Source organism: Flavobacterium flabelliforme, from assembly GCF_017948675.1.
GTDB classification, from domain to species: Bacteria; Bacteroidota; Bacteroidia; order Flavobacteriales; family Flavobacteriaceae; genus Flavobacterium; species Flavobacterium pygoscelis.
The window spans coordinates 167,823-192,214 of the sequence record NZ_JAGFBU010000005.1 but is presented as its reverse complement, the minus strand read 5'-3'; the positions used below and the strand labels follow the sequence as shown (position 1 = coordinate 192,214).

Below are 24,392 nucleotides of genomic sequence, written 5' to 3'. Positions count from 1 at the left end.
TTGAAAACGAATTTCTATATACTATAAAATATGACAACAACTGCAATACTATTATTACTGGTTTCTTTATTAATAGCTAGCGGTTTATCCTATTTTCAATATATCTACAAAGCCAAAAACAAATCTAAAGTCAATTTGTTTTTGGCTTTTTTACGTTTTTTAACCATTTTTTCTATTTTTTTATTGCTTATTAATCCAATAATAACCAAAAATAGATTAGAAATTGTAAAAACACCTTTACCTATCGTGATTGATAATTCTAGTTCCATTTCATTTTTAAATGTGAATAAAGAAGTTGAACAATTATATAAAAAAATCATTTCGAATAAGGATATTCAAGAAAAATTTGAGGTTCAATCCTATCAGTTTTCAGAAGATTTTGAACCATCAGATAAATTTACTTTTAAAGGAACGCAGACTAACATTGATGTTGTTGCCAAAAACCTTAAAAGCATTTATAAAAACACCAATTATCCGACGATTTTAATCAGTGATGGAAATCAAACTTCAGGTAATGATTATGTGTATAGTTTTGGTGCTGAAAATAAAGTGTACCCAATAATTGTAGGTGATACAACGACATTTTTAGATATTAAAATCAATCAATTAAATGTTAATAAATATGCCTTTCATAAAAATAAATTTCCTGTTGAAGCATTTTTAAGTTATTCAGGAACAAAAAACATTACTGCTGATTTTGTAATTTCACAAGGAAACTCAATACTCAGTAAGCAGCGAATTTCATTTACAACTCATAAAAAAACGGCTACTGTTAGTGTTCTTTTACCTGCTGACAAAATAGGAATTCAAGTTTTTAAAGCTACTATTACATCTGTAGAAAAAGAAAAAAATACGTATAATAACACCAAAAATTTTGCGGTTGAAGTTATTGACCAAAAAACGAATATTGCAATTGTTTCAGCAATTAATCATCCAGATTTAGGAGCATTAAAAAGAGCAATCGAAACTAATGTACAACGTAAAGTAACAACACTTAAACCTAACGATATTAAGTCATTGCAAGATTATAATGTTTTAATTTTATACCAACCTAATACAGAATTTAAAGCCTTATTTGAGAATAACAAAGTAGCTGGAATAAATACCTTTATTATTACTGGAAATAGTACGGATTTTAATTTTCTGAATCAGCAACAAAACAATCTAAACTTTAAAATGAGTGGCCAAAAAGAGGATTATTTATCGGTCTTTAACCCACAGTTTAATTTATTTGCAATTGATAATATTGGATTTGAAAATTTACCTCCTTTGCAAAATGCTTTTGGATCCGTTACCGTAAACGGATCATTATCTGTTCTGCTTTCATCTAAAATTAGAACTATTAATACGAATAGTCCTTTATTAGCTTTTGCAGAAAATCAGAGCAAGAGAAGCGCTTATCTTCTTGGCGAAAACAGTTGGAAATGGCGTTTGCAATCCCACATCAACAATCAATCATTCGAAAAATATGATGTTTTTATTGATAAAATAATACAGTTTTTAGCAACAAGTACTAGCAAAAAATCATTAGTTGTTGAACATGAGCGATTTTATAATTTTGGCGAAGCTATTGAAATTACAGCTCAATATTTTAATAAAAATTATGAGTTTGACGAAAAAGCTCGATTGACCATTGCGGTTACTAATACAAAAACCAAACAAACCAAAAGCTTTGATTTACTAAAAAGTAATAATTATTACAAAGTGAATCTTGACGGTCTTAAAGCGGGTAACTATAGTTTTAATGTAAAAGAATTGAATTCTAATAGTACTTATTCTAGTAATTTTGAAATTCTTGATTTTGATATCGAAAAGCAATTTGTAAATCCTGAGATTGAAAAAATGTCGCAACTAGCGCTACAAACCCTAGCAAAAGAATACTATCCAGATCAAGTAGATACTTTAATAAAAGTGCTTTTAGAGAATAAAGAATACAAAGCCATCCAAAAAAATAATAGTACAAAAACGCCATTGATTGACTGGGTTTGGCTGTTAATTTTCATATTGATTCTATTGATCACAGAATGGTTTACTCGTAAATACAATGGTTTACTTTGATAAAACTAAAGTAGTAGATTATGGATTTTAGACTAAAAGTTTTTTATATCGTTGCGAGCCGTTTGAGTTTTACAAAAGCGGCAACCGAATTATTTATAACTCAACCTGCAGTTTCTAAACACATACAGGAATTAGAAGAACAATATAAAATTAAACTTTTTGAAAGAAATGGTTCTAAAATTTCATTAACAAGTGCTGGCGAAGTATTGCTAAACCACACCAAGAATATTTTTGAAATTTATCGAGAAATAGATTTTGATATGAGTTCGCTTATTAATGAACGTAATGGATTATTGCGAATAGGAGCAAGTACTACAATTTCACAATATATTATACCGCCACTTTTAGCCCGTTTCCATCAAAAAATGGAAAATATTAAAGTCAATTTACGCAATGGAAATACGGAACAAATAGAAAGCGCTTTATTAAAAAAAGAAATTGAAATAGGCATTGTTGAAGGACAATCTAAAAATAAGTCTATAAAATATACGCAGTTTTTAAAAGACGAATTAGTCTTAGTTTGCAAAAGTTCTCATTCTCTTGTAAAAAAAGACGAATTGATTCAAGAAGATCTTAAGAAAATGAATTTTCTAATTCGGGAGCAAGGTTCTGGAACACTTGAAGTTATTGAATATGCTTTGAAAACCATACAACTTAAATTTTCTGATTTGAATGTTGAAATGCAATTGGGAAGTACTGAAAGTATAAAGTCCTATTTATTGAACTCTGATTGTGTTGCTTTTTTATCCATTCACGCTATTGAAAAAGAGTTAAAAAATAACGAACTGACTATTTTAGATGTAAAAAATCTAAGTATAGAACGCTATTTTTATATCATTACTCTTCAAGGAAAAAATGATTCTCTTTCTGATTTATTTATAAAAATAATTTCCAGTTACTATAACCTGGAGTTATAGTAGATTGTTATTTGTGATTATTGAATGTTGTTTAAACTTCTGACCTTTGTAGCGTAATAATTAAAAAACTTCATTGTGAAAAATCATAATACAACACCTAAAAAAGATTCTGCTGCTTTTCTAAAAGTTAGCCCAATTTTTCAAAAAATAATTTTCGGACTATTAACTCTTTTATGTCTTTCCGGTTTTATTTCTCCACCCGTTGCCTTATTGATGGGATTAGTTGTTGCTAATCTTTCAGGACATCCTTTTTTAGAACTCAATCATAAAGCGACTAGCATTTTATTGCAAGTTTCAGTAGTTGGACTTGGTTTCGGAATGAACGTTAACAGTGCTTTATCGGCTGGTAAAGAAGGATTTATTTTTACAGTTGCATCAATATTTTGTACTTTAATTTTAGGTTTCTTTATCGGAAAATGGTTGAATATCGAAAAGAAAACCTCTCACCTAATTTCTTGCGGAACTGCTATTTGTGGGGGAAGTGCCATTGCTGCGATTGCTCCCGTAATTAAGTCGGATGAGAAACAAACTTCCGTTGCATTAGGAGTAATTTTTATACTGAATTCAATTGCTTTGTTTTTATTTCCAGCAATTGGACATTGGTTAGATCTTAGCCAGCAAGAGTTTGGTTTGTGGTGTGCCATTGCCATTCACGACACGAGTTCTGTTGTAGGAGCGGCAAATAAATACGGAGCAGAAGCCTTGCAAATTGCAACTACGGTAAAATTAGCTAGAGCATTATGGATTATTCCTGTTGCTTTATTAACATCGGTTTTATTCAAAAATAAATCGAGTAAAATAAAAATCCCGTATTTTATTGGACTGTTTATTGTTGCAATGCTATTGAATACTTATGTACCGCAAATAGCTCTTGTAGCACCTTATTTAGTAAATATTGCTAAAATTGGATTAACAATAACTTTGTTTTTAATTGGAGCAGGGCTTAACTTTAGTGTTTTAAAATCGGTTGGTGTAAAACCATTAATTCAAGGAGTTTTGTTATGGATTTTTATTGCAACTGCTGCTTTATTTTCAATTATGTATTTCAGTTAATTTTATGTCGCAATGTTTTACGTTTAATAACATGAAACTGCATTCTGATATAATCATACAAAAGAGCTATCAAAAGGAATACAACCGCTATGAGAAGTGTTTTTAATTGCAATAAATTAAATAAAAAACCACCAGAAACGCATCCAATAAAAAAACAAATAATTATAGATAATCTAAGAAAAATACTTGTTTTTAGTTTTTTATTTTCTTCTGGCTTTTTATAGAAAAATAATTGAGATAATTCTATTCCTAGATCAGTAAAAAGTCCTGTAAGATGAGTAGTTCTAACGGTAGATTGCGAAATTTTTGTAACCATAGCATTTTGAATTCCCATAGCAAATAGCATCAAAAAGGCTATCCATTTTCCTTCATTATTTGATAAGTTAGATTGCGATCCAAAAAATGCGATACTTAATAAAATGATCATTTCGAGAGAAATTGGAATTACATGTGACAAATGAGAATTTTTCTTAGCGATTAATTCGGATAAAAAGTTAGAAGTAAAGGCTCCAAATAAAAAGAATAAAGTGAGTACCAAAAATGTAAATGCAGCATTATAATCCTGCTTCATTATTTCTTCTGCAAAGTAGGCAAAATGACCAGTAACATTGGTAGTTAAAGTGTGTATTGATAAAACTCCAGTAATATTTACAAGACCAGCGACAAAGGATAATAATACGGCTAAACGAAGATTATGAATAAAAGTTCTGTTTTTTCCTTGATGTCGAAACATATTTGTGGTTTTCCTTTAGTATTAACAGAATCTTAAATGCCAATTTTATAAAATAACAATTTAAAGAAATACATTTGTAATTCTAAAAACTAAATTTAATGAAAAATTTTAAAATTAAGCCTACGCTTATCACTTTATCTACTCTTGTAGTTGCTTTTTTAGTAATTTCATGGGGAGTTATCGGTCACGAACGAATTAATAGAGCCGCAGTTTTAGCGCTTCCTGCTCCATTGCAGACTTTTTTCTATAATCATATCGATTATATCACTCAAGAATCTACTGTTCCAGATTTGAGAAGAAATGTTTTAAATGATAAAATGGAACCTTCTCGTCATTATTTTGATATGGAAAATTTTGGTGATGTTGCTACTTTTCCAAAGACCATGGAAGAAGCTAAGAAGAAATATGATGATAAATTTTTAGACAAAAATGGCATATTACCTTGGCATATTCAAGATATGATGTCCAAATTAACAAAGGCTTTCAAAGATAAGAGAAAGAACGAAATATTGTTTATTGCTGCTGATTTAGGTCATTATATTGCAGATGCACACATGCCTTTGCACACTTCTGACAATCATGACGGACAAAATACTAATCAAAAAGGAATACACTCTTTGTGGGAAAGTCGTTTACCAGAATTATTTGTAAAAGATTATAAATTAAATGTTCCACAAGGAAAATATCTTGAAAACGTAGATGCTGCAATTTGGGAATTAATGGCAGATACACATAGTTTGGTTGAGCCTCTTTTAGCTGCCGATAAAAAACTAAGAACAGCTACTCCCGAAAATAAAATGTATGTTACGGATTCCGATGGAGCAGTTGTAAAAAACAAATACGGAGGTATGTTGTATTCGGATGAATATGCAGGGAGATTTCATCAAGAATTAAACGGAATGGTAGAAAATCAAATGAAAAAAGCAATTACAGTAACTGCTAGTTTTTGGTACACTGCTTGGGTAAATGCTGGAAAACCAGATTTGAGTAAACTAGACACAAATGAGCTTACTAAACGCAATCATAAATTTTTGAAAAAAGATTTAAAAACTTTCGAACAAGGTAAACTTTTTGGTTTAGTCTACGATAAAGAATAAAATAAGCATATTACATAAAAAAACGGCTGAGAATTAAATTTCAGCCGTTTTTTTATGATTAAAAATTTTCTGGAACTGATCTGCTTTTTTGCTAAAAAAACACCAAAAGAAAGCATTATTCCGTTCAGTTTAATTGCGTGCAAGTATATATTTATCTACTAATTTATTCATGTAAATTTTTCTAATTTGTTTTTGTATTTTTAGAAATTCAAATCAATAATAATATAAAGTCTTATCAGATTTAATACAAAAGAAAACGGGTGAGATACAAATCTCACCCGTTTTTTATGCTAATTGATTTTTTGATACTTCTTATTTTTTAAGATATCCGAAGCAGTTTGATAATAGGAAATAGTTTCATTTACTAAATCTGTTCTTTCTGTTTTCATTGGTACTTGATCATAGAAAATCTGGAACTCTGGCGCTACTTTTTGGTTTGGTTTTAAAGTCAATTGAAACTGTTTGACTGTTTGTTTTGGCGAAATAATTGTTAGAACATTATCTTTAATTAATCCCAGATCTTGATAGGTAGCAATCAACGCTCTTGGCTTATAATCTGATTTTAAAACATCTTGTCCGTAAAACTTACTTTGATAATTAAAATTTAATAATCCTAAAACCGTTGGCATTACATCAATTTGTGACATTATATTATTGTAATATTGAGGCTCTACAAAGCCAGGACTATAAATCATCGCTGGAATTCTATATTTGTCAGCAGGAAGTTCTGTTTTACCTGCACTAGAGGCACAGTGATCCGCAACAATAACAAATACCGTATTGTTGAACCATGGTTGTTTCTTGGCCATTTCAAAGAATTTCTTCATCGCATAATCCGTATATTTTACACCTCCATCACGCGATTTTGCATCTCCAGGAATATCAATTTTCCCATTAGGATACGTAAACGGTCTGTGATTACTTACGGTCATGATATGATTAAAAAAGGGTTTTCCAGATTTTGCTTCTTTGTCCATAATTTTAATGGCTTTGTTGTACATGTCTTCGTCGCAAACTCCCCAAATATTGGCAAAGGTAATCTCGCTAGGTGCAAATGTTTTTTTATCTACAATATCGTATCCATTTCCTCCAAAAAAGTCTTCCATATTGTCAAAAAAGGCATCACCACCATACATATATTTCACATCATAGCCTTTTTCTTTAAAAATTGCTCCAGTGGAGAATTTATCTTTATTGTCTTTTCTTTTTACTACACTTTCGCCAGCAGTTGGAGGAAAACATAAAGTAACGGCTTCTAGACCACGAACAGTTCTATTTCCTACCGCATAAAGGTTAGAAAAAACTAAACTTTTTGTTGCCAAACTATCTAAGAAAGGAGTTATATTTTGCTCATTACCATACATTTTCATAAATTCAGCACTATAACTTTCAATGGTTATCAGCACTACATTTTTGTGATTTTCATCTGCTTCGCTTTTTATTTGTCTTAAAGTGGTTTCGCCGGAAATTGCTGGTAATTGTTGCTTTAATTCGGCATAAGCTTCACTATTTGGAACTGTTTTATAGAATTTAAAATAATCCAATTCGCTGTTCATGAAAGCCAAATAGAATTTGTAAATTCCGTTCGCTTGCAGTTCGTTTGCAAAAATATTCTGTGCATTTTCTCTACTCGCTAATGCCGGAATGGCAAACAAAGACAAGGCAAAAAGTACCATGTAAATTCCGGATATTTTTAATTTTTCTATAAAAGTTGGAATACTTTCGATATATACTTTTGATTTTTTTACAATAAAATAAGTAACTAAACCTGCAATGATAAATAATCCTGAAAATATTGGAATTACAGGATACGATTCCATAATATTACCAATAACTTCGTTGGTATAAATCAAGTAGTTTACCGCTATAAAATTGTATTTGACACCAAATTCATTCCAAAAGAAATACTCGCTAATTGCATTTTGTAGAATTAAAACCACATAAAGGAAAATTACAAAAGAGAACAACCAAAAACGTATTTGATTTCTGTATTTTGGTAAAAAAAGAAGTAATCCAAATAGGAACGTTTTTAAACCTACAAAGATTAACCCAATTTTTGGTAAAGCGCCACCATACTCATTTAGTACTGATTTTCCTGAAAGGATATAAAGGAATAATGCTATAAATAATCCGAAAATAATATATCCATACGGTTTGTAATATTTACTATTGGATATAAAAATAAGGTAGAGCCACAAAAAGCCACTAATTAATACAAAAATGAAAAAATCGGATAAAAAACCAAATAGAAAAACTGAAACCGTATCATTAAACGTAAAGCTGGTTTGAGTTATAGGATGAAAAAAAAGAATTATTCTTGAAATAAAGCTAACTACAACATAAAAGAGTAGCAAATAATAAAACGGAGAGACTTTTTTAGATAAATTCATATAATTGTATTTTGGGCAAAAGTATAACTAATTTTTAAACATATTTTTTTAGGACTCAATTTATCTATTAATAAAAATTAATATTCGCTTAAGATAGAATTGGATTGACTTTAACTTAGAATAAAATGAATAATTTTATTCCATACTAAAAAACAAATGCGATGAAAAAAATAATAATTTTATTGTTACTTTTCACAGGAACAATAGGATACTCTCAAAATTGGAATTCTAGTTTTGTTGAAGCTCAGAAAAAAGCAGTGACAGAAAATAAAAATATTTTGCTTGTTTTCTCTGGCTCTGATTGGTGTGCACCTTGCATAAAATTAGACAAAACCATTTGGAAATCAGAAGAATTTAATAAGGAAGCAACTGAAAACTGGATCTTGTACAAAGCTGATTTCCCAAAGTAAAAAGCTAATTTATTGTCATTAGAATTAACTGCTGAGAATAAAAAAATAGCAGAACGATATAACAAAGAAGGAAATTTCCCGCTTGTTTTACTTTTAGATCCCTCCGGAAAAGTATTGGGAATTACGGGCTATAAAAATGTTACACCTCAAGAGTATATTCAAATCCTTCACTCTTTCGAAAAAAAATGAAAAATATAGTTTTCTTCGGTTTATTCTTGTTCTCCTTATCGGCTTTTTCGCAAATAGCCCATAAGCGAAAATTATGGATGTTAGGAAGCCCATTTGAGGTTACTGCTGTTGCAAAAGATACTGTTGCTGCTAACCTATATATTGATATGGCTGTGGCCGAAACAAAACGAATAGAAAATTTAATTTCCGATTGGATTCCGACAACGCCAATTTCAGAAGTAAACAGAAATGCTGGAATAAAACCAGTCAAAGTAAATTCTGAAGTTTTTGATTTGGTAACAAGAGCTCTTAAAATTTCAGAAATTACCGATGGTGCGTTTGATATATCCTACGCATCAATGGATAAAATATGGAAGTTTGACGGAACCATGAAAACCATGCCAACTAAAGAAGCCATAAAAAAGTCTGTTGAAAAAATTGGATACAAAAATGTAATTCTAGATAAAAAAGAGCAAACGATCTTCCTGAAAATAGCTGGAATGAAATTAGGTTTAGGCGGAATAGGTCAGGGATATATTGCTGATAAAGTCAAAGACTTATTATTTTCTAAAGGATGTATTTCTGGAATTATAAATGTTTCTGGAGATATTAATGCTTGGGGAAAACAACCCGATGGTAAATTATGGACCATTGGAATTGTAAATCCTTTAAATAAAAATAAAATTTTTGCTACTTTTCCTTTAGAGGATAGTGCCGTAGAAACTTCTGGTAGTTATGAAAAGTATGTCATTTTTGATGGCATTCGATATTCACACATTATAGATCCTAGAACAGGTTATCCTGCAAAAGGAGTGGTTAGTGTTTCTGTTTTTGCTAAGCAAACCGAAATTGCTGATGCTTTGGCTACAGGCATATTTGTAATGGGTGTAGATGTAGGTCTGGATTTAGTAAATCAAATTAAAGGGATAGAATGTATTATTGTTGATGATCAGGGCAAAATTCATGCTTCGAAAGGAATTGATGTTCAAAAATATAATTAAATAAAATTATTTAAAATGATAAAGAAAATAACCTTTGGAGTTTTTGCACTTTTTCTTTTACAAGCTTGCAGCACTGTAAAAGAGTACGAAAAAGAAAAAATAAATGATCCTGATATGAAACTCACTGCCCGAACAGCAGAACGATATGAAACTTCTTTTCAGGTTTATCGAGAAGGAGCGGCTGGTGCAAACGGAGGAAAATCAGGCGGTGGTTGCGGTTGCAACTAAATTTTAATTATTAATTCGGATTATTAATTTCAATTCTTTAGAATATGAAAATAAAAATAGTAGCTCTTTTTATCCTATTGTCGGGAACAGTTTTTTCGCAAGAGAAAACCACTTCGCCAACTTTTAAAAAGAGAGTTTTAGAAAGTACTGAAGTAGATTTTTTAGCTAGTTATTACAATCAAGACGGATCAAGATCAGCTGTATCTGGCGGATTAGGATCTGAAAAATTGACCGATGTTGCTTCTAATATAGTTATCGCAATGCCTTTAAATGATGATGATATTTTAACAATTGATTTAGGATTGTCTGCTTATACATCGGCTTCCTCAAGTAATATAAATCCTTATGATTCGGGAGGTAAACCTACACCTTGGCAAGCTTCATCGGGAGCTTCAAAAAGTGACCAATTAGTATCTGCGGTTGCCAGTTACAGCCATAGTAGTGATTCTCGAAATTTTATCTGGAATGCAGACGCATCATTTTCAAATGAATATGATTATACTTCGGTAGGTTTTGGAGGTGGAATTGCAAGTCTTTTTAATGAAAAAAATACAGAATTAAGCTTGAAAGTTAATGCCTATTTAGACCAATGGAGACCAATCTATCCAAAAGAATTGGAAGAGTATTCAAAATACGGTTCTAACTTTACCAATCAAGGTTATCTGGGCGGAATAACTGTTTTAGACCAAAACGGACAAGCAACTAATGGTTATTCTCCATCAGCATTCAAAACGATAAGTGCTGTCAGTAGAAATTCGTTTTCTGCTTCTTTTGGATTTTCTCAAGTTGTGACCAAGAAATTACAATTTTCAGTATTCTTTGATATTTTACAACAACAAGGATTATTATCAACACCGTATCATCGTATGTACTTTGCGGATAAAGCCAATTTTTATATAGGAGAAGCACAATCTATTAGCAATTATGAAAATGCAAGCAATACTGGAGTATATAAATTAGCTGATGACATCGAAAGATTACCAGATTCTCGTTTTAAACTTCCCATTGGTGCTCGATTGAATTATTACATCAATGAACATTTTATTGTAAGAACCTATTACCGTTTTTATTCTGACAATTGGAACATTCAATCGCATACAGCTAGTATTGAACTTCCTGTAAAATTGTCTGATAAATTTACAATTTTCCCAATGTATCGTTATTACAAACAAACCGCATCAAAATATTATGCTCCGTACGAAACCCATTTATCTACCGAAACTTTTTATACATCAGATGCTGATTTAGCAGCTTTTTTTGCGAATCAATATGGTTTTGGGGTTAATTATACTGATATTTTTACTGCTGCAAAATTATGGCGATTTGGTCTAAAGAATATTGATTTTAGGTTTAACCATTATCAACGAAGTGATAAATTAAATGCTAATATTGCTACAGTTACTTTCAAGTTTATAATGCAATAAAGCTTAGATTTACAAAAAAAACTTACACTATGCACCTATTAATAGTAGAAGATGAAGCCGGTATTGTTCAATTCCTTAAACAAGGATTAGAAGAAGAAGGGTATCAAGTTACTAGCGTTTCAGATGGTTTAAAAGGTTTCGAAATCACTCAAAAAGTACATTTCGATTTAATTTTATTAGACTGGATGCTGCCAAAAATGACTGGTTTAGAATTGTGTAAAGCGATTCGATTAAAAAACGAAAAAACTCCAATTTTATTCTTGACAGCTAAAGATACCGTTCAAGAAACTATTGAAGGACTTAAAGCAGGTGCCAATGATTATATTAAGAAACCGTTTAGTTTTGATGAGTTGCTAGAACGAATCAAAATTCATTTTAGAAATCAAAAAGAAGATGAAATTCTAAAACTTGGAACGATAGAGATTGACAATGCTAAACATCGAGTGTCAGTAAATCAAAATGAAGTTGCCTTGACACAACGCGAATTTGAGTTACTCTCTTATTTGGTTAAAAATAAAGGTAAAGTATGTACCAGAGCGCAAATCATCGAAGATGTTTGGGATATTCATTTTGAATACGACACGGGCGTTATTGACGTTTTCATGAATGGAATACGCAAAAAATTAAATTTAAAAATAGAAGAAGACTACATCAAAACTGTTCGTGGCGTAGGCTATATTGCTAATGACTAAATAAAATGCAGCAACTTTCCTTTAAAAATAGAATCGCCTCTCATTACATAATTACTACAGCACTATTGATTTTTGTAGTTTTTTTTGTGATTTATTCGATTGTTAAATTAAGTGTTTACAATCATCTTAACACTGATATTTCAAAAGAAGTCAAGAATCATTTGAATGAAATTGAAGTTAAAAACAATACGTTTTATCTCATGCACATGCAGGAATGGGAGGAAAGGGAACACAATACGGTTGATGTAAACCCCGTTTTTATTCAGTTTTTGGATAAAAATGGAGCTATTATTGAAAAGTCTCCCAACTTAAAAAATGAGTTTCTGTTTTTTGATAAGAAAAGGAACGATAATGAGTTATTTGATACCAAAATATTAGGCAATAAAATTCGCCAAATTCAAGTTCCAATTTATGACGGCGCTAATATTGTGGGTTATGTAATGATCGCTATGTCATTAGAAGGAGCTTTGATGGTTTTGCAAAATTTAGCAGAAATCTTGAGTATTGCGTATCCTTTAATTTTGATTTTGCTTTTCTTTATTGCTCGTTTTATTGCAGGAAAAAGTATTAAGCCAATAAACTCGATTATTAAAACTTCTAATACTATTACAAAGGATAATTTAACTTCTCGAATTCCAATTCCTCAAAACAGAGATGAATTGTTTGTTTTATCCAATACAATTAATAGTCTGTTAGACCGAATCGAAACTGCTATTGAGAGAGAAAAGCAATTCACTTCGGATGCATCGCATGAATTAAGAACACCCTTAACGGTAATTAAAGGAACTTTAGAAGTCTTGATACGCAAGCCTAGAGAAGCCACCGAATACGAAGAAAAAATTAATTTTTGTGTAAATGAAGTAGACCGCCTAAACCACTTGGTAGATCAATTATTGCTCTTGGCTCGATTTGAAAACCAAAAACAAACTTTAAAATTAGAAAAAGTATATTTGAATGCGATTTTTTTAGATACTATTGCACGCTATTCTTCAACTATACAATCCAAAAAAATAGCGGTATCTACTGATTTTTCAAAAGATTATTACACAGAAACAGATAGTTATTTGTTCTCTATTGTCATAAACAATCTCATTTCAAATGCATTAAAATATTCCGATTGTAATGGTACTTTATCGGTCAAGATAATGAATAATAGATCCAAAATAGAATGTCATATTATTGATTCTGGCATTGGGATTCCCAAAGAAGATTTAGAACGTATTTTTAATCCTTTCTATCGTTCAAAATCAACTGATCACCCAGAAATAAAAGGAACTGGTTTAGGATTATCTATAGTAAAAAGATTATCGTCATTGTTATCTATAGAAATAGCAATTACCAGCGAAGAGAGTAGGGGAACAAAAGTAATTTTAAGTTTATTTGAAGCATAACTTAAGTAGTTCTTAAGGATAACCTTATCTTTTAATAGTACTTTTGAAGTATAAATAAGATAAAAAAATGCTCGAAAAAATAATTGCTTTCAGTTTAAAAAACAAACTCATTGTTTTGCTTTTCACCCTTGGCGTTTTTGGATACGGTATGTTATCTGTATTTCAAATTTCGATTGGTGCTGTTCCAGATGTTACTAATAATCAGGTTCAGGTAATTACCACTTCTGGAAATCTTTCTACTCAAGATATCGAACAGTATATTACGTATCCTGTTGAGATTGAAATGGCAAATTTACCCGGTGTAAAAGAAATTAGGTCCATATCTAAATTTGGCTTATCTGTTGTTACCATCGTTTTTGAAGAAAGTTTAGGAACCTATTTACCAAGACAACTTATCGCCGAAAAAATTAAAGCAGCTTCTGAGAAAATTCCGCAAGGTTTTGGAACTCCAGAAATGGGGCCTATTACGACAGGTCTTGGCGAAATTTATCAATATACTTTAGAAGTTAAACCAGAATTCAAGAACAATTATACCGTTACTGATTTACGAACCATTCAGGATTGGATAGTAAAACGTCAGTTATCAGGTATAAAAGGAGTGGTTGAAATTAATACCTGGGGCGGTTATTTAAAACAATATGAAATTGCAATTAATCCTTCGAGTTTAAAAGCAATGCATATCACGACAACCGATGTCTTTACAGCACTGGAGAAAAATAACAGTATTGCCGGTGGTGCTTATATTGAAAAAGTTAATCAAAGTTATTTTATTCGCGGAGAAGGTAAAGTAAAATCTATAGAAGATATTGGTAATATTGTAGTTAAAAACAGCAATGGTTTACCTATTTATATTAAAAATGTAGCAGATGTTCGTTTTGGTCACGCCAACCGTTTTGGAGCTATTACCGGAAATGGAGAAGGCGAAAAAGTATTGGGTCAAGTGATGATGCTTAAAGGAGCGAATTCTAAACAAGTCATAGATGATGTAAAACATAGAGTGACAGAAATCGAGAAATCCTTGCCTGAAGGCGTTTATATTAATGGATTTTTAGAACGAAGCGAATTAGTAGGTAAAACAACTTTTACAGTTGCGGAAAACTTAATTTTAGGCTGTTTAATCGTAATTTTTGTAGTGATTTTATTGTTAGGAAATTGGCGTTCAGGATTAGTTGTAGCGTCAGTAATTCCGTTGTGTTTGTTGTTTGCCATTTCCTTTATGAATATTTTTGGTATAGATGCCAATTTAATGAGTCTTGGTGCTATAGATTTTGGAATTATAATTGACGGAGCAGTTATTATAGTAGAGTTTATTGCTTTTCAGATAGCCAGTAAATCAGCTCATTTAGTTGGTCTTGAAAAAGAAGAGCGTCAGTTAGAAATTGACCAAATCACGTATAAAAGCGCTTCAAAAATGATGAATTCGGCTATTTTTGGTCAGTTGATTATTTTGATAGTTTTTATCCCAATACTATCATTATCTGGAATCGAAGGTAAAATGTTTAGACCAATGGCGATGACTTTTAGTTTCGCTTTACTCGGCGCTATGATATTCTGTTTTACGTATGTTCCGGTAGTTTCTTCGTTATTTTTAAAACCAAAACCAGAGAATCCAGATTCTATATCGAGCAAATTAATCCGTAAACTGAATTCTTGGTATTTACCAATAATTACTTGGGCAATTGGTAATACAAAAAAAGTATTGTACGGAGCTTTAGCATTGTTATTGCTAGCTGTCGGATTATTCGCAACAATGGGCGGTGAGTTTATCCCAACCTTAGATGAAGGAGATTTTGTTATTCAACCCGTTTTAAAAACAGGAACATCATTAACTAAAACGATTGCCATAACTACTAAAATTGAAAAAATAATTCTTAAAAATTTCCCAGAAGTGACCCAAGTAGTCAGCAGAATTGGAGCTGCCGAAGTTCCCACTGATCCTATGTCAATGGAGGAAAGTGATGTTATTGTGAAATTAAAACCGAAATCACAATGGACGTCAGCGAAAAGTAAAGATGAATTAGCCGATAAAATTAAATCAGCGATTGAAAAAGAAATTCCAAACATGGAAATTGAATTTACTCAGCCAATTGAAATGCGTTTTAATGAATTAATTTCTGGTACTCGATCTGATGTAGCGGTAAAAGTTTTTGGTGAAGATTTAAATGTTTTAGCCAAAAAAGCACATGAAATCAAAAAAGCGATTGCTAAAGTAGAAGGTGCTTCGGATATAATTATTGAAAAAACGGAAGGTTTGCCTCAAATGTCGGTAGTTTATGATCGCTCTAAAATTGCACGCTATGGACTTAATATTTCTGATTTAAACGAAATGATTGCTCTTGGCTTTGCCGGAAAAACAGTTGGAAATGTCTTTGAAGGCGAAAAACGTTTTGATATGGTTATTCGTTTGGATCAAGAAAATCGTCACGATATTGAGGATTTACGTAATTTATACGTTTCCACGCCAAATGGTGAACAAATTCCGTTACAAGAACTCGCTTCAATAGAATATACAGAAGGTCCTGCGAAGATTTCGAGAGACAATACCAACCGAAGAATTGTAGTAGGAATCAACGTTAGAAACCGCGATTTACAAAGTGTAGTGATGGACATTCAGAAAGTTGTTGATAATGACATTAAACTGCCTGCCGGTTATTATGTAAAATATGGTGGACAGTTTGAAAACTTACAAAGTGCCAAAGCCCGTTTAATGATTGCTGTTCCAATTGCCTTATTTTTGATATTTGTTCTATTATATTTTGCTTTTGGTTCTGTAAAAGAAGCCTTAATGGTCTATTCCGCTATTCCATTATCGGCAGTTGGTGGCGTTTTATTTTTATGGATTCGAGATTTACCTTTTAGTATTTCAGCAGGAGTTGGGTTTATAGCCCTTTTCGGAATTGCAGTTCTAAACGGAATTGTATTAATTGAACATTTTAAAGAACTCAAACACCAAGGCATGAAAGATATCGATGCATTAATTTTGAAAGGAACCACAGATCGATTGCGTCCTGTTTTATTAACAGCTGCTGCGGCTGCCTTAGGATTTTTACCGATGGCCATTTCGTCATCAGCTGGTGCAGAAGTTCAGCGTCCTCTTGCAACTGTGGTAATTGGTGGCTTATTTACAGCAACAATCTTAACAATGATTGTACTACCTATTTTGTACAAGGTTTTTGATAGTAAAGAATTTAAAAAACCTAAGTTTAAAAAACATCAAAGTGGTACTTATATTATTTTATTTTTATTATTTTCTTCATTTACTTTTTCACAAAATTCAAATGCAGAATTAGAGGGTTTATTATCAAAAGCAATTCAGAATAACAAAGGAATAAAAGCGGCACAGTTACAAGTTGATAAAACGCAGGCTAATATTAAAACGGCATACACCTTTGATAAAACAAATGTATATTACAGTTATGATCAGAATAATTTAGCGATGAATGATCAGCCTTTAAAAGTTTTTGGAGTGCAACAACGCTTTTCTTTTCCAACCGTTTACGGCGCACAGAAAAAAGTGTATTCGTCTGAATATGAAAAAGAAAAAGCCAATTTCGAAATTCAGAAAAATAAACTTTCATTAGCCGTTTCAAAATCGTATCAGCATATTGTATATCTACAACATCAGGAAAAATTGTATCAGTATTTAGACAGTTTATATCAAAATTTTTCTAAAGCAAGTGATAGACGCTTTGAATTAGGAGAGACTAATTATCTGGAAAAAATTACTGCTCAAGCTAAGTTTAGACAAATAAAAACTAAGCTTTCTCAAATCGATAAAGATAAAAAAGCACAGTATGACGTATTGCAATCTTTAGTACAAAATGATGAAATAACGGTAATAAATAATAGTGAAATAACAGTTCTAAATAATTTAAGCGATAGTACAAGTAAATCATTTTATACTACTTATTTAGAAAGTATTACTAAAAATTATAAAACTCAAATAGATTTACATAAGCAATCGTGGTTACCAGATATTAATTTAGACTTTTTTCAAGGTAAAAATAGCGGTATATCACAATCTTTATACGGTTTTCATGTTGGTATTGGTATTCCATTATTATTTTCGGGAAATGTTTCTAAAGCTAAAGTTGCACAATTAGAACTGCAAAGTTGGGAACAGCAAAAACAAAATGAAGATTCAAAAATAGAACAATACATGAATCAAAAAACAAATGAATTAGCCAAATATCAAGAAGCAATAAATTACTACAATTTGTACGGTAAAAAATTATCAGATGAGATTATAAAAGTAGCAAATAGTAGTTTTAAACATGGCGAAATCGATTTTTTTCAATACATACAAAGTTTAGAAAACGCGACAACCATTCAAGTTGATTATTTAGATACAATTTTACAATTCAACCAAACGCAATTAGATTTACAATACTTAAATTTTTAATACCATTACAATGAAAAAAATACTATATATAGCTACTTTAGCAGTTGTTTTATTCTCTTGCAAAGAATCTAAAACCGAACAAGTAGCTCCCAAGGATGATGATTTAACGACTGTAACCAAGGCTCAATTTCAATCTTCAGCAATGGAAATTGGTACTCCAACAGAACAAGATTTTGATGTAACAGTGAAAACTGCTGGAAAAATTGATGTTCCTCCACAAAATCGTGCAAAAGTAACCACTTTTATGGGCGGATATGTAAAATCGACTACACTTTTAGTGGGTGATAAAGTTAAAAAAGGACAGGCCTTATTAGTCTTACAAAGCACAGAGTTTTTAGATATTCAAAAAGATTATATGGAAGTAGCAGAGCAATTAACTTTCTTAAAATCAGAATATGATCGTCAAAAAACATTATTCGACGAAAAAATAACGTCTCAAAAAAACTATTTAAAAGCCGATAGTGATTATAAAAGAGCAAAAGCCATGCACCAAAGCTTACGTGCCAAATTAATGCTTTTGAACATCAATCCTAAAAGTGTAGAACAAGGTAACTTAACTTCGACAATTACTATTTTTTCTCCTATATCCGGTGATATTGTGATAATGAATGCTAACGTAGGAATGTTTGTCGCACCATCAGATGTAATTCTGGAAATTGTTGATACAGATCACTTGCATTTAGAGTTAGCCGTTTTTGAAAAAGACATTTTGAAAGTTAAGATTGGTCAAAAAATCACTTTTAAAGTTCCAGAAGCTTCAAAAGAACTTTTTAATGCAGAAGTGCATTTAGTTGGAAAATCAATCGAAGGTAATGATAGAACCATAAATATACATGCACATTTAGACGATGCTATTAAGCAAAAATTACTAACAGGAATGTTTGTTGAAGCTCAAATTATTGTGGACTCTAAAAAAGGATTAGCCATTCCTTCGGATGCATTAATAACCGAGAACAATAAAAATTTCGTACTTTTATTACAGAATCAAAAAGACGGTTATTCATTCAAAAAAGTAAGCGTTATGATAGGAGAGAAATCGGAGAAATTTGTTGAAATAATACCAAATTCAGTAATTAATGCGGAATCAAAAATTTTGACAAAAGGTGTTTTTGATTTGACTAACTAATTTATAGCAAACAACATGGGTTTAAATAAACTAAAAGATCAATTACAGACAGAAGTGGATACTGCATTTTTATACGATAGCATCGCTGCTATTCAATCTGACGATAATCTGAATAGAGTTTTACAAAGTTTATCCCAAATCGAGAAAGGGCATGCCCAAAATATGCTTGATAAAGTTTTGACCATTGATTCTAAGTATCAAATGCCAATGCCCTCTTCAAGAGCAAAACTACAATTGAAGCTAGGTAAAATTTTTGGCTATAGTTCGATAATTAGTAGTCTGTCTAGTGTTGAAAAGCAATTTGCAGTAAACGCAGTCAAAAATAAAATTGAAAATGGTGAAAAGCCAACGGGTTTTGAACACAATCACCTCAAAATCATAGAAGCTGTAAATAATAATGCCGCACTGAATGTTTCAGGAGGTTTTTTATCAAAATTTGAAAGTCGTCATAAATCAGTTGGAGGAAATGCACTTCGAGCAGCAGTTTTAGGTTCTAATGATGGTTTGGTTTCTAATATGAGTTTGGTAATGGGAGTTGCTGGTGCTGCAGTTTCTAATAATACCATTTTGTTAACGGGTATTGCTGGACTTTTGGCAGGAGCGATTTCGATGGCTTTGGGTGAATGGCTTTCTGTGCAAAGCTCAAGAGAATTAAACCAACGACAAATTGACTTAGAAACTGAAGAACTATTAGCGTCTCCAGAAGAAGAGAAAAAGGAATTGGTTTTACTGTACCAAGCCAAAGGAATGAATGTTATTGAGGCACAAAAATTAGCTGACAAAGCTTTTGAAAGTCATGAAACAGCTATTGATGCTATTATAACAGAAGAGTTAGGTATTGATAAAGAAGAATTAGGCGGTTCAGCATGGGAAGCTGCCATTGCTTCTTTTGTACTTTTTTCTATTGGCGCTATTATTCCTTTATATCCATTTATGATTTTAGAAGGTAAGAATGCTATTTTATTGAGTATTGGTAGTAGTGTTATTGGACTTTTTGGAATTGGAGCAGCCATCACTTTACTAACCGGAAAAAGCGTTATGTTCTCTGGATTGAGACAAGTAGGTTTTGGCTTAGCAGCTGCAGCAATAACTTACGGAATCGGTTCTTTGATAGGTGTTTCGTTGGCAGGATAAAAACGTTTATACAATAGAGTTTTCTAAAATAAAAATTAATTATAAACCTTAAATTACAATAATATGAATGATGCACATTGGCACTTAGTAGTAAATCATTTTCCAATCATTGGGACGATTTTAGCACTTGGAATTTTAATAGCTGGGCTATTTTTAAAAAATAATTCTGTAAAAAACACAGCTTATGCCTTATTTATTGTAGCTGCTATTTTTGCCGCATTTAGTATGGCGACAGGCGAAGGAGCCGAAGAAATGGTCGAAGATATGCCAACTATTGGAAAGCGTATTATTCACGAACATGAGGAAATAGCAGAAAAGTTAGCGATAGTATTGTATTTATTGGGAGGAATTTCAGTTTTAGGAATTATTTTAAATTTAAAAAATCATGCAAAAGCAAAGTTTATCTCTATAGTAGCCGTAATAGTTGGTATTGGAGCTGTTTATGTAGCACAATTAGTGGGCACTTCTGGTGGTGAAATTCGTCATACTGAAATCAGAGCTACAAATGAAAATAATGCTATAGTTCCTGAAAAATCAACACCTTTAAAGGATGAATAAAATAAATGAAATTATTTTATCAAATTTATTTGCTTTATAAATTTATTATCTTTTATATTTGCAAATCAATTCTAATTAAAGAATAAAAAAATGTTTACCAATCAATTGCATCATCATCATTTTCATTATTGCTCTCAAGCGATGTGTTAATGGTATGCATGTAAATCATCATATTTCAGAACCCGTTTGAGTACATCAAACGGGTTTTTTATTACTCTCTACTGTACTCAAACTATTAATTTAAAAATAATTAAAAAATGAGTACTTTAAAAATTGCAATTCAAAAATCAGGACGTTTAAACGAAGACAGCATTCAAATCCTTAAAGATGCTGGTATATCTATCGATAACGGAATAGACCAACTTAAGGCCGAAGCTTCTAACTTTCCTTTAGAAGTTTTATATTTAAGAAATTCAGATATTCCACAATACCTTATCGACGGCGTAGTAGATATAGCAATTGTTGGCGACAATTTATTAGTCGAAAAAGGCGGAGAAATAGAAGTGATTCAAAAATTAGGATTCTCAAAATGCAAAGTGTCAGTAGCAGTTCCTAAAACGTTTGATTATAATTCGGTTCAAGACTTAAACGGAATGCGTATTGCAACCTCATATCCTAAAACAGTTCTTGATTTTTTCAATTCGAAAGGCGTAACAGTAGATATTCACCAAATATCAGGTTCAGTAGAAATAGCGCCAAATATTGGTCTTGCTGATGCAATCGTTGATATTGTTTCTAGCGGAAGTACTTTATTTAAAAACAACCTCAAAGAGGTAGAAGTTATCTTTAAAAGTGAGGCAGTATTAGCGGTTTCTCCAAAAGTAACTCCAGAATCTCAAAAAATTATCGATACTTTAAAATTCAGAATAGAAGCTGTTTTGAGAGCTAGAAAATCAAAATATATTTTAATGAACGTTCCTAATGATAAAATCGAAGATATTGGTAAAATACTTCCTGTTTTAAGAAGTTTAACTGTTTTACCGTTAGCACAAGAAGGTTGGAGTAGTGTGCACTCTGTAATTGATAAAGATACTTTTTGGGATGTTATTGATCAATTAAAAGAAGCTGGAGCCGAAGGGATTTTAGTTTGTCCAATTGAGAAAATGGTTCTTTAGCATTATAAAATAGAAATTATGAGTTTCAATAACTCAGTTAATAAATACTTTAGCAAACTTTGCGAAAACCTATGCAAACTTTGCGGTTAAACCACAAAAAGATGAACAAAATATACAATCCAGAACCAGCATCTTGGTCTACTATTTTAGAAAGACCAACAAAAACGATAGATGATATTGAAGCTACTGTCAAAGAAATTTTTAGGGAAGTTCAGAAAAAAGGGGATACTGCCGTTGCAAAATACACTTCTCTTTTTGATGGTGTTGCAGTGGCAAATATTGAAGTTTATAAAGCAGAGATTGAAGAAGCAATCGCAACTATTTCCCCTGAATTAAAAGACGCAATTCAACTAGCAAAATCAAATATTGAAAAATTTCATGCTGCTCAAAAAACAAATATCGTAAGTGTAGAAACGGTAGAAGGAGTTAACTGTTGGCAAGAAAAACGACCTATTCAAAAAATAGGTTTGTATATTCCTGGCGGAACAGCACCCTTATTCTCAACGGTATTAATGCTTGCTGTTCCTGCTAAAATTGCCGGTTGTAATGAAGTAGTTTTATGTTCGCCACCAGATAAAAACGGAAAAATAAATCCTGCTATTTTGTATGCTGCTTGTTTATGCGGGGTAACTAAAATTCTAAAAGTGGGCGGAATACAAGCAATTGCTGGACTAACTTTTGGCACGGAAATCATTCCTAAAGTGTATAAAATCTTTGGCCCTGGAAATCAATTTGTAACGGTAGCCAAACAATTAGCAACACAATTTGGCGTAGCAATCGATATGCCGGCAGGTCCATCAGAATTATTAGTTGTTGCTGATGATACTGCTGTTCCTGCTTTTGTTGCCTCCGATTTATTATCCCAAGCAGAACACGGAACTGATAGTCAGGTGATTTTAGTTTCTACATCAAAAAAACTAATTGATGCGGTTGAAAAGCAAATCCAATTACAACTCGAGATACTTCCAAGAAAAAATATTGCCGAAAAAGCCATTGCAAATTCTAAATTGATATTTGTAGAAAATGATACAATTGCATTAGAATTAATTAATGAATATGGTCCGGAGCACTTTATCATCTGTTCTGAATTTGATGATTTTTATAGCAATGGTGTCCAGAATGCTGGTTCGGTATTTATTGGCAATTATACTCCAGAAAGTGCAGGAGATTATGCTTCTGGAACAAATCATACTTTACCAACAAATGGTTATGCTAAGAATTATAGCGGTGTAAATTTAGATAGTTTTACAAAAGCGATGACTTTCCAGAAAATATCAAAACAAGGAATTTTGAATATTGGAAAAGCAATAGAAATAATGGCAGAAGCCGAAGGATTGCAAGCGCATAAAAACGCAGTTACTTTACGATTAAAAGCGATTGAAAATGAAAAATAATTTTGACATAAATACTATTGTAAGAGCAAATGTAAAGGTATTAAAACCCTATTCTTCTGCTCGCGATGAATTTGAAGATTTTAACACTGCTGATATGACTTTCTTGGATGCCAATGAAAATCCATTTGAAAATGGAGTAAATCGATATCCTGATCCACAACAAAAGAGTGTGAAAGCAATTTTAGCAAAACAGAAAAATGTAAAATTGAACCAAATTTTATTGGGAAATGGAAGTGACGAAGTATTGGACTTGTTATTCCGAGCTTTCTGCGAACCTAATAAGGATAATGTAATCACATTACCGCCAACTTACGGCATGTATGGAGTTTTAGCCAACATTAATGCGGTAGAAAATAAGGAAGTGTTACTTTCAGAGGATTTTCAGCCTCAAATTGAAAAAATAATGGCTGCGGTTAACGAAAATACTAAAATTATCTTTTTGTGTTCGCCTAATAATCCAACAGGAAACTCTTTTTCTGATGAAAGTATTGCCTATCTTTTACAAAATTTTAAAGGATTAATCGTAATTGATGAAGCCTATATTGATTTTTCTCAAAAAGAAAGTTGGATCAATGAGTTGGATGAATATCCCAATTTAATAATTACGCAAACGCTATCAAAAGCGTATGGTTTAGCAGGAATCCGATTGGGTATTTGTTATGGTTCAACTGAAGTTATTTCAGTTTTGAACAAAATAAAACCTCCTTACAATGTTAATGAATTAAGCCAAAAAAGAGCTTTAGAAAGATTGGATTATTCTGAAAAAATAAAAAATGAAATTACTTCTATTGTAGAGCAAAGAGAAAATTTACTTAAAGTATTACTTAATATAAATTTTGTCGATAAAATCTATCCAACAGAGGCTAATTTTATTTTAATAAAAGTGGATGATGCCAATAAAAGATACAATGATTTAATTAATAAAGGGATCGTAATCCGGAACCGAACTACACAGCCTTTATGCGACAATTGTTTGCGTCTAACTGTTGGAACTGAAGTAGAAAACAACAAATTGATAGAGGCTTTAAAAGAAATTTAAATAGAGATTTGATGGATTCCTAGAATTATTAGGAATTCTTGGTTTTGAAATAATTTAAAATT

The 24,392-nt window shown here is 31.5% G+C and carries 20 protein-coding genes; 18 read left to right on the top strand and 2 right to left on the bottom strand.

The window, feature by feature from the left end:
• The first annotated feature begins 30 nt into the window (after positions 1-30).
• The 3 genes from J3S90_RS13005 (at position 31) to J3S90_RS12995 (ending at position 4,028) form a co-directional block, all read left to right on the top strand.
• Positions 31-2,058, top strand: a complete 2,028-nt coding sequence (locus J3S90_RS13005; RefSeq protein WP_210646565.1) for a hypothetical protein — start codon at positions 31-33, stop codon at positions 2,056-2,058.
• Positions 2,059-2,078: 20 nt separating this feature from the next.
• Positions 2,079-2,975 carry a LysR family transcriptional regulator gene (locus J3S90_RS13000; RefSeq protein ID WP_210646564.1) on the top strand — a complete coding sequence of 299 codons (897 nt, stop codon included), beginning with the start codon at positions 2,079-2,081 and terminating at the stop codon, positions 2,973-2,975.
• A gap of 75 nt (positions 2,976-3,050) precedes the next feature.
• Entirely contained in the window at positions 3,051-4,028 is a 978-nt protein-coding gene (locus J3S90_RS12995; protein WP_210646563.1) for a YeiH family protein, read from the top strand.
• Here the strand turns inward: J3S90_RS12995 and J3S90_RS12990 are convergent.
• Complete coding sequence (locus J3S90_RS12990; protein WP_210646562.1) at positions 4,021-4,761, bottom strand: YoaK family protein; 741 nt, start codon at positions 4,759-4,761, stop codon at positions 4,021-4,023. The two genes, J3S90_RS12995 and J3S90_RS12990, sit on opposite strands and share 8 nt — an antisense overlap.
• A gap of 98 nt (positions 4,762-4,859) precedes the next feature.
• Here J3S90_RS12990 and J3S90_RS12985 point away from each other — a divergent pair, with 98 nt between their 5' ends.
• On the top strand, positions 4,860-5,858 hold the full coding sequence (locus J3S90_RS12985) for a zinc dependent phospholipase C family protein (protein ID WP_210646561.1): 999 nt from the start codon (positions 4,860-4,862) through the stop codon (positions 5,856-5,858).
• Positions 5,859-6,148: 290 nt separating this feature from the next.
• Here the strand turns inward: J3S90_RS12985 and J3S90_RS12980 are convergent, their stop codons facing one another.
• A complete protein-coding gene (locus J3S90_RS12980; protein ID WP_210646560.1) occupies positions 6,149-8,248 on the bottom strand; it encodes an LTA synthase family protein in 2,100 nt (699 codons plus the stop codon).
• A 161-nt stretch (positions 8,249-8,409) separates the two neighbouring features.
• Here J3S90_RS12980 and J3S90_RS16125 point away from each other — a divergent pair, with 161 nt between their 5' ends.
• From J3S90_RS16125 to hisC, 14 genes are all read left to right on the top strand, one after another.
• The gene (locus J3S90_RS16125; protein WP_317192546.1) at positions 8,410-8,658 is read left to right on the top strand and encodes a thioredoxin family protein; all 249 of its coding nucleotides are present in this window, start codon (positions 8,410-8,412) and stop codon (positions 8,656-8,658) included.
• Between the two features lie 12 nt (positions 8,659-8,670).
• Positions 8,671-8,847, top strand: a complete 177-nt coding sequence (locus J3S90_RS16120; RefSeq protein WP_317192545.1) for a hypothetical protein — start codon at positions 8,671-8,673, stop codon at positions 8,845-8,847.
• Entirely contained in the window at positions 8,844-9,827 is a 984-nt protein-coding gene (locus tag J3S90_RS12970) for an FAD:protein FMN transferase (protein ID WP_210646559.1), read from the top strand. The genes J3S90_RS16120 and J3S90_RS12970 overlap by 4 nt, the downstream gene beginning before the upstream one ends.
• Positions 9,828-9,842: 15 nt before the next feature.
• On the top strand, positions 9,843-10,055 hold the full coding sequence (locus J3S90_RS12965) for a DUF4266 domain-containing protein (protein WP_188051002.1): 213 nt from the start codon (positions 9,843-9,845) through the stop codon (positions 10,053-10,055).
• Between the two features lie 44 nt (positions 10,056-10,099).
• Complete coding sequence (locus J3S90_RS12960) at positions 10,100-11,479, top strand: DUF3570 domain-containing protein (protein WP_210646558.1); 1,380 nt, start codon at positions 10,100-10,102, stop codon at positions 11,477-11,479.
• 29 nt (positions 11,480-11,508) lie between these two features.
• Positions 11,509-12,171 (top strand): response regulator transcription factor, encoded by a 663-nt coding sequence (locus tag J3S90_RS12955; RefSeq protein WP_188051000.1) that lies wholly within the window; start codon positions 11,509-11,511, stop codon positions 12,169-12,171.
• Positions 12,172-12,176: 5 nt separating this feature from the next.
• Positions 12,177-13,562, top strand: a complete 1,386-nt coding sequence (locus J3S90_RS12950) for a sensor histidine kinase (RefSeq protein WP_210646557.1) — start codon at positions 12,177-12,179, stop codon at positions 13,560-13,562.
• Between the two features lie 67 nt (positions 13,563-13,629).
• Entirely contained in the window at positions 13,630-17,964 is a 4,335-nt protein-coding gene (locus tag J3S90_RS12945; RefSeq protein ID WP_210646556.1) for a CusA/CzcA family heavy metal efflux RND transporter, read from the top strand.
• 10 nt (positions 17,965-17,974) lie between these two features.
• A complete protein-coding gene (locus J3S90_RS12940; protein ID WP_210646555.1) occupies positions 17,975-19,090 on the top strand; it encodes an efflux RND transporter periplasmic adaptor subunit in 1,116 nt (371 codons plus the stop codon).
• Between the two features lie 15 nt (positions 19,091-19,105).
• Positions 19,106-20,224 (top strand): VIT1/CCC1 transporter family protein, encoded by a 1,119-nt coding sequence (locus J3S90_RS12935; RefSeq protein ID WP_210646554.1) that lies wholly within the window; start codon positions 19,106-19,108, stop codon positions 20,222-20,224.
• Between the two features lie 63 nt (positions 20,225-20,287).
• Positions 20,288-20,782 (top strand): hypothetical protein, encoded by a 495-nt coding sequence (locus J3S90_RS12930; RefSeq protein WP_210646553.1) that lies wholly within the window; start codon positions 20,288-20,290, stop codon positions 20,780-20,782.
• A 257-nt stretch (positions 20,783-21,039) separates the two neighbouring features.
• On the top strand, positions 21,040-21,897 hold the full coding sequence (hisG, locus tag J3S90_RS12925; RefSeq protein WP_210646552.1) for an ATP phosphoribosyltransferase: 858 nt from the start codon (positions 21,040-21,042) through the stop codon (positions 21,895-21,897).
• Positions 21,898-21,998: 101 nt separating this feature from the next.
• Positions 21,999-23,291 (top strand): histidinol dehydrogenase, encoded by a 1,293-nt coding sequence (gene hisD / locus J3S90_RS12920; protein WP_210646551.1) that lies wholly within the window; start codon positions 21,999-22,001, stop codon positions 23,289-23,291.
• Entirely contained in the window at positions 23,281-24,330 is a 1,050-nt protein-coding gene (gene hisC, locus J3S90_RS12915) for a histidinol-phosphate transaminase (protein WP_188050992.1), read from the top strand. Before hisD ends, hisC begins: the two co-directional genes overlap by 11 nt.
• Positions 24,331-24,392 lie beyond the last annotated feature (62 nt).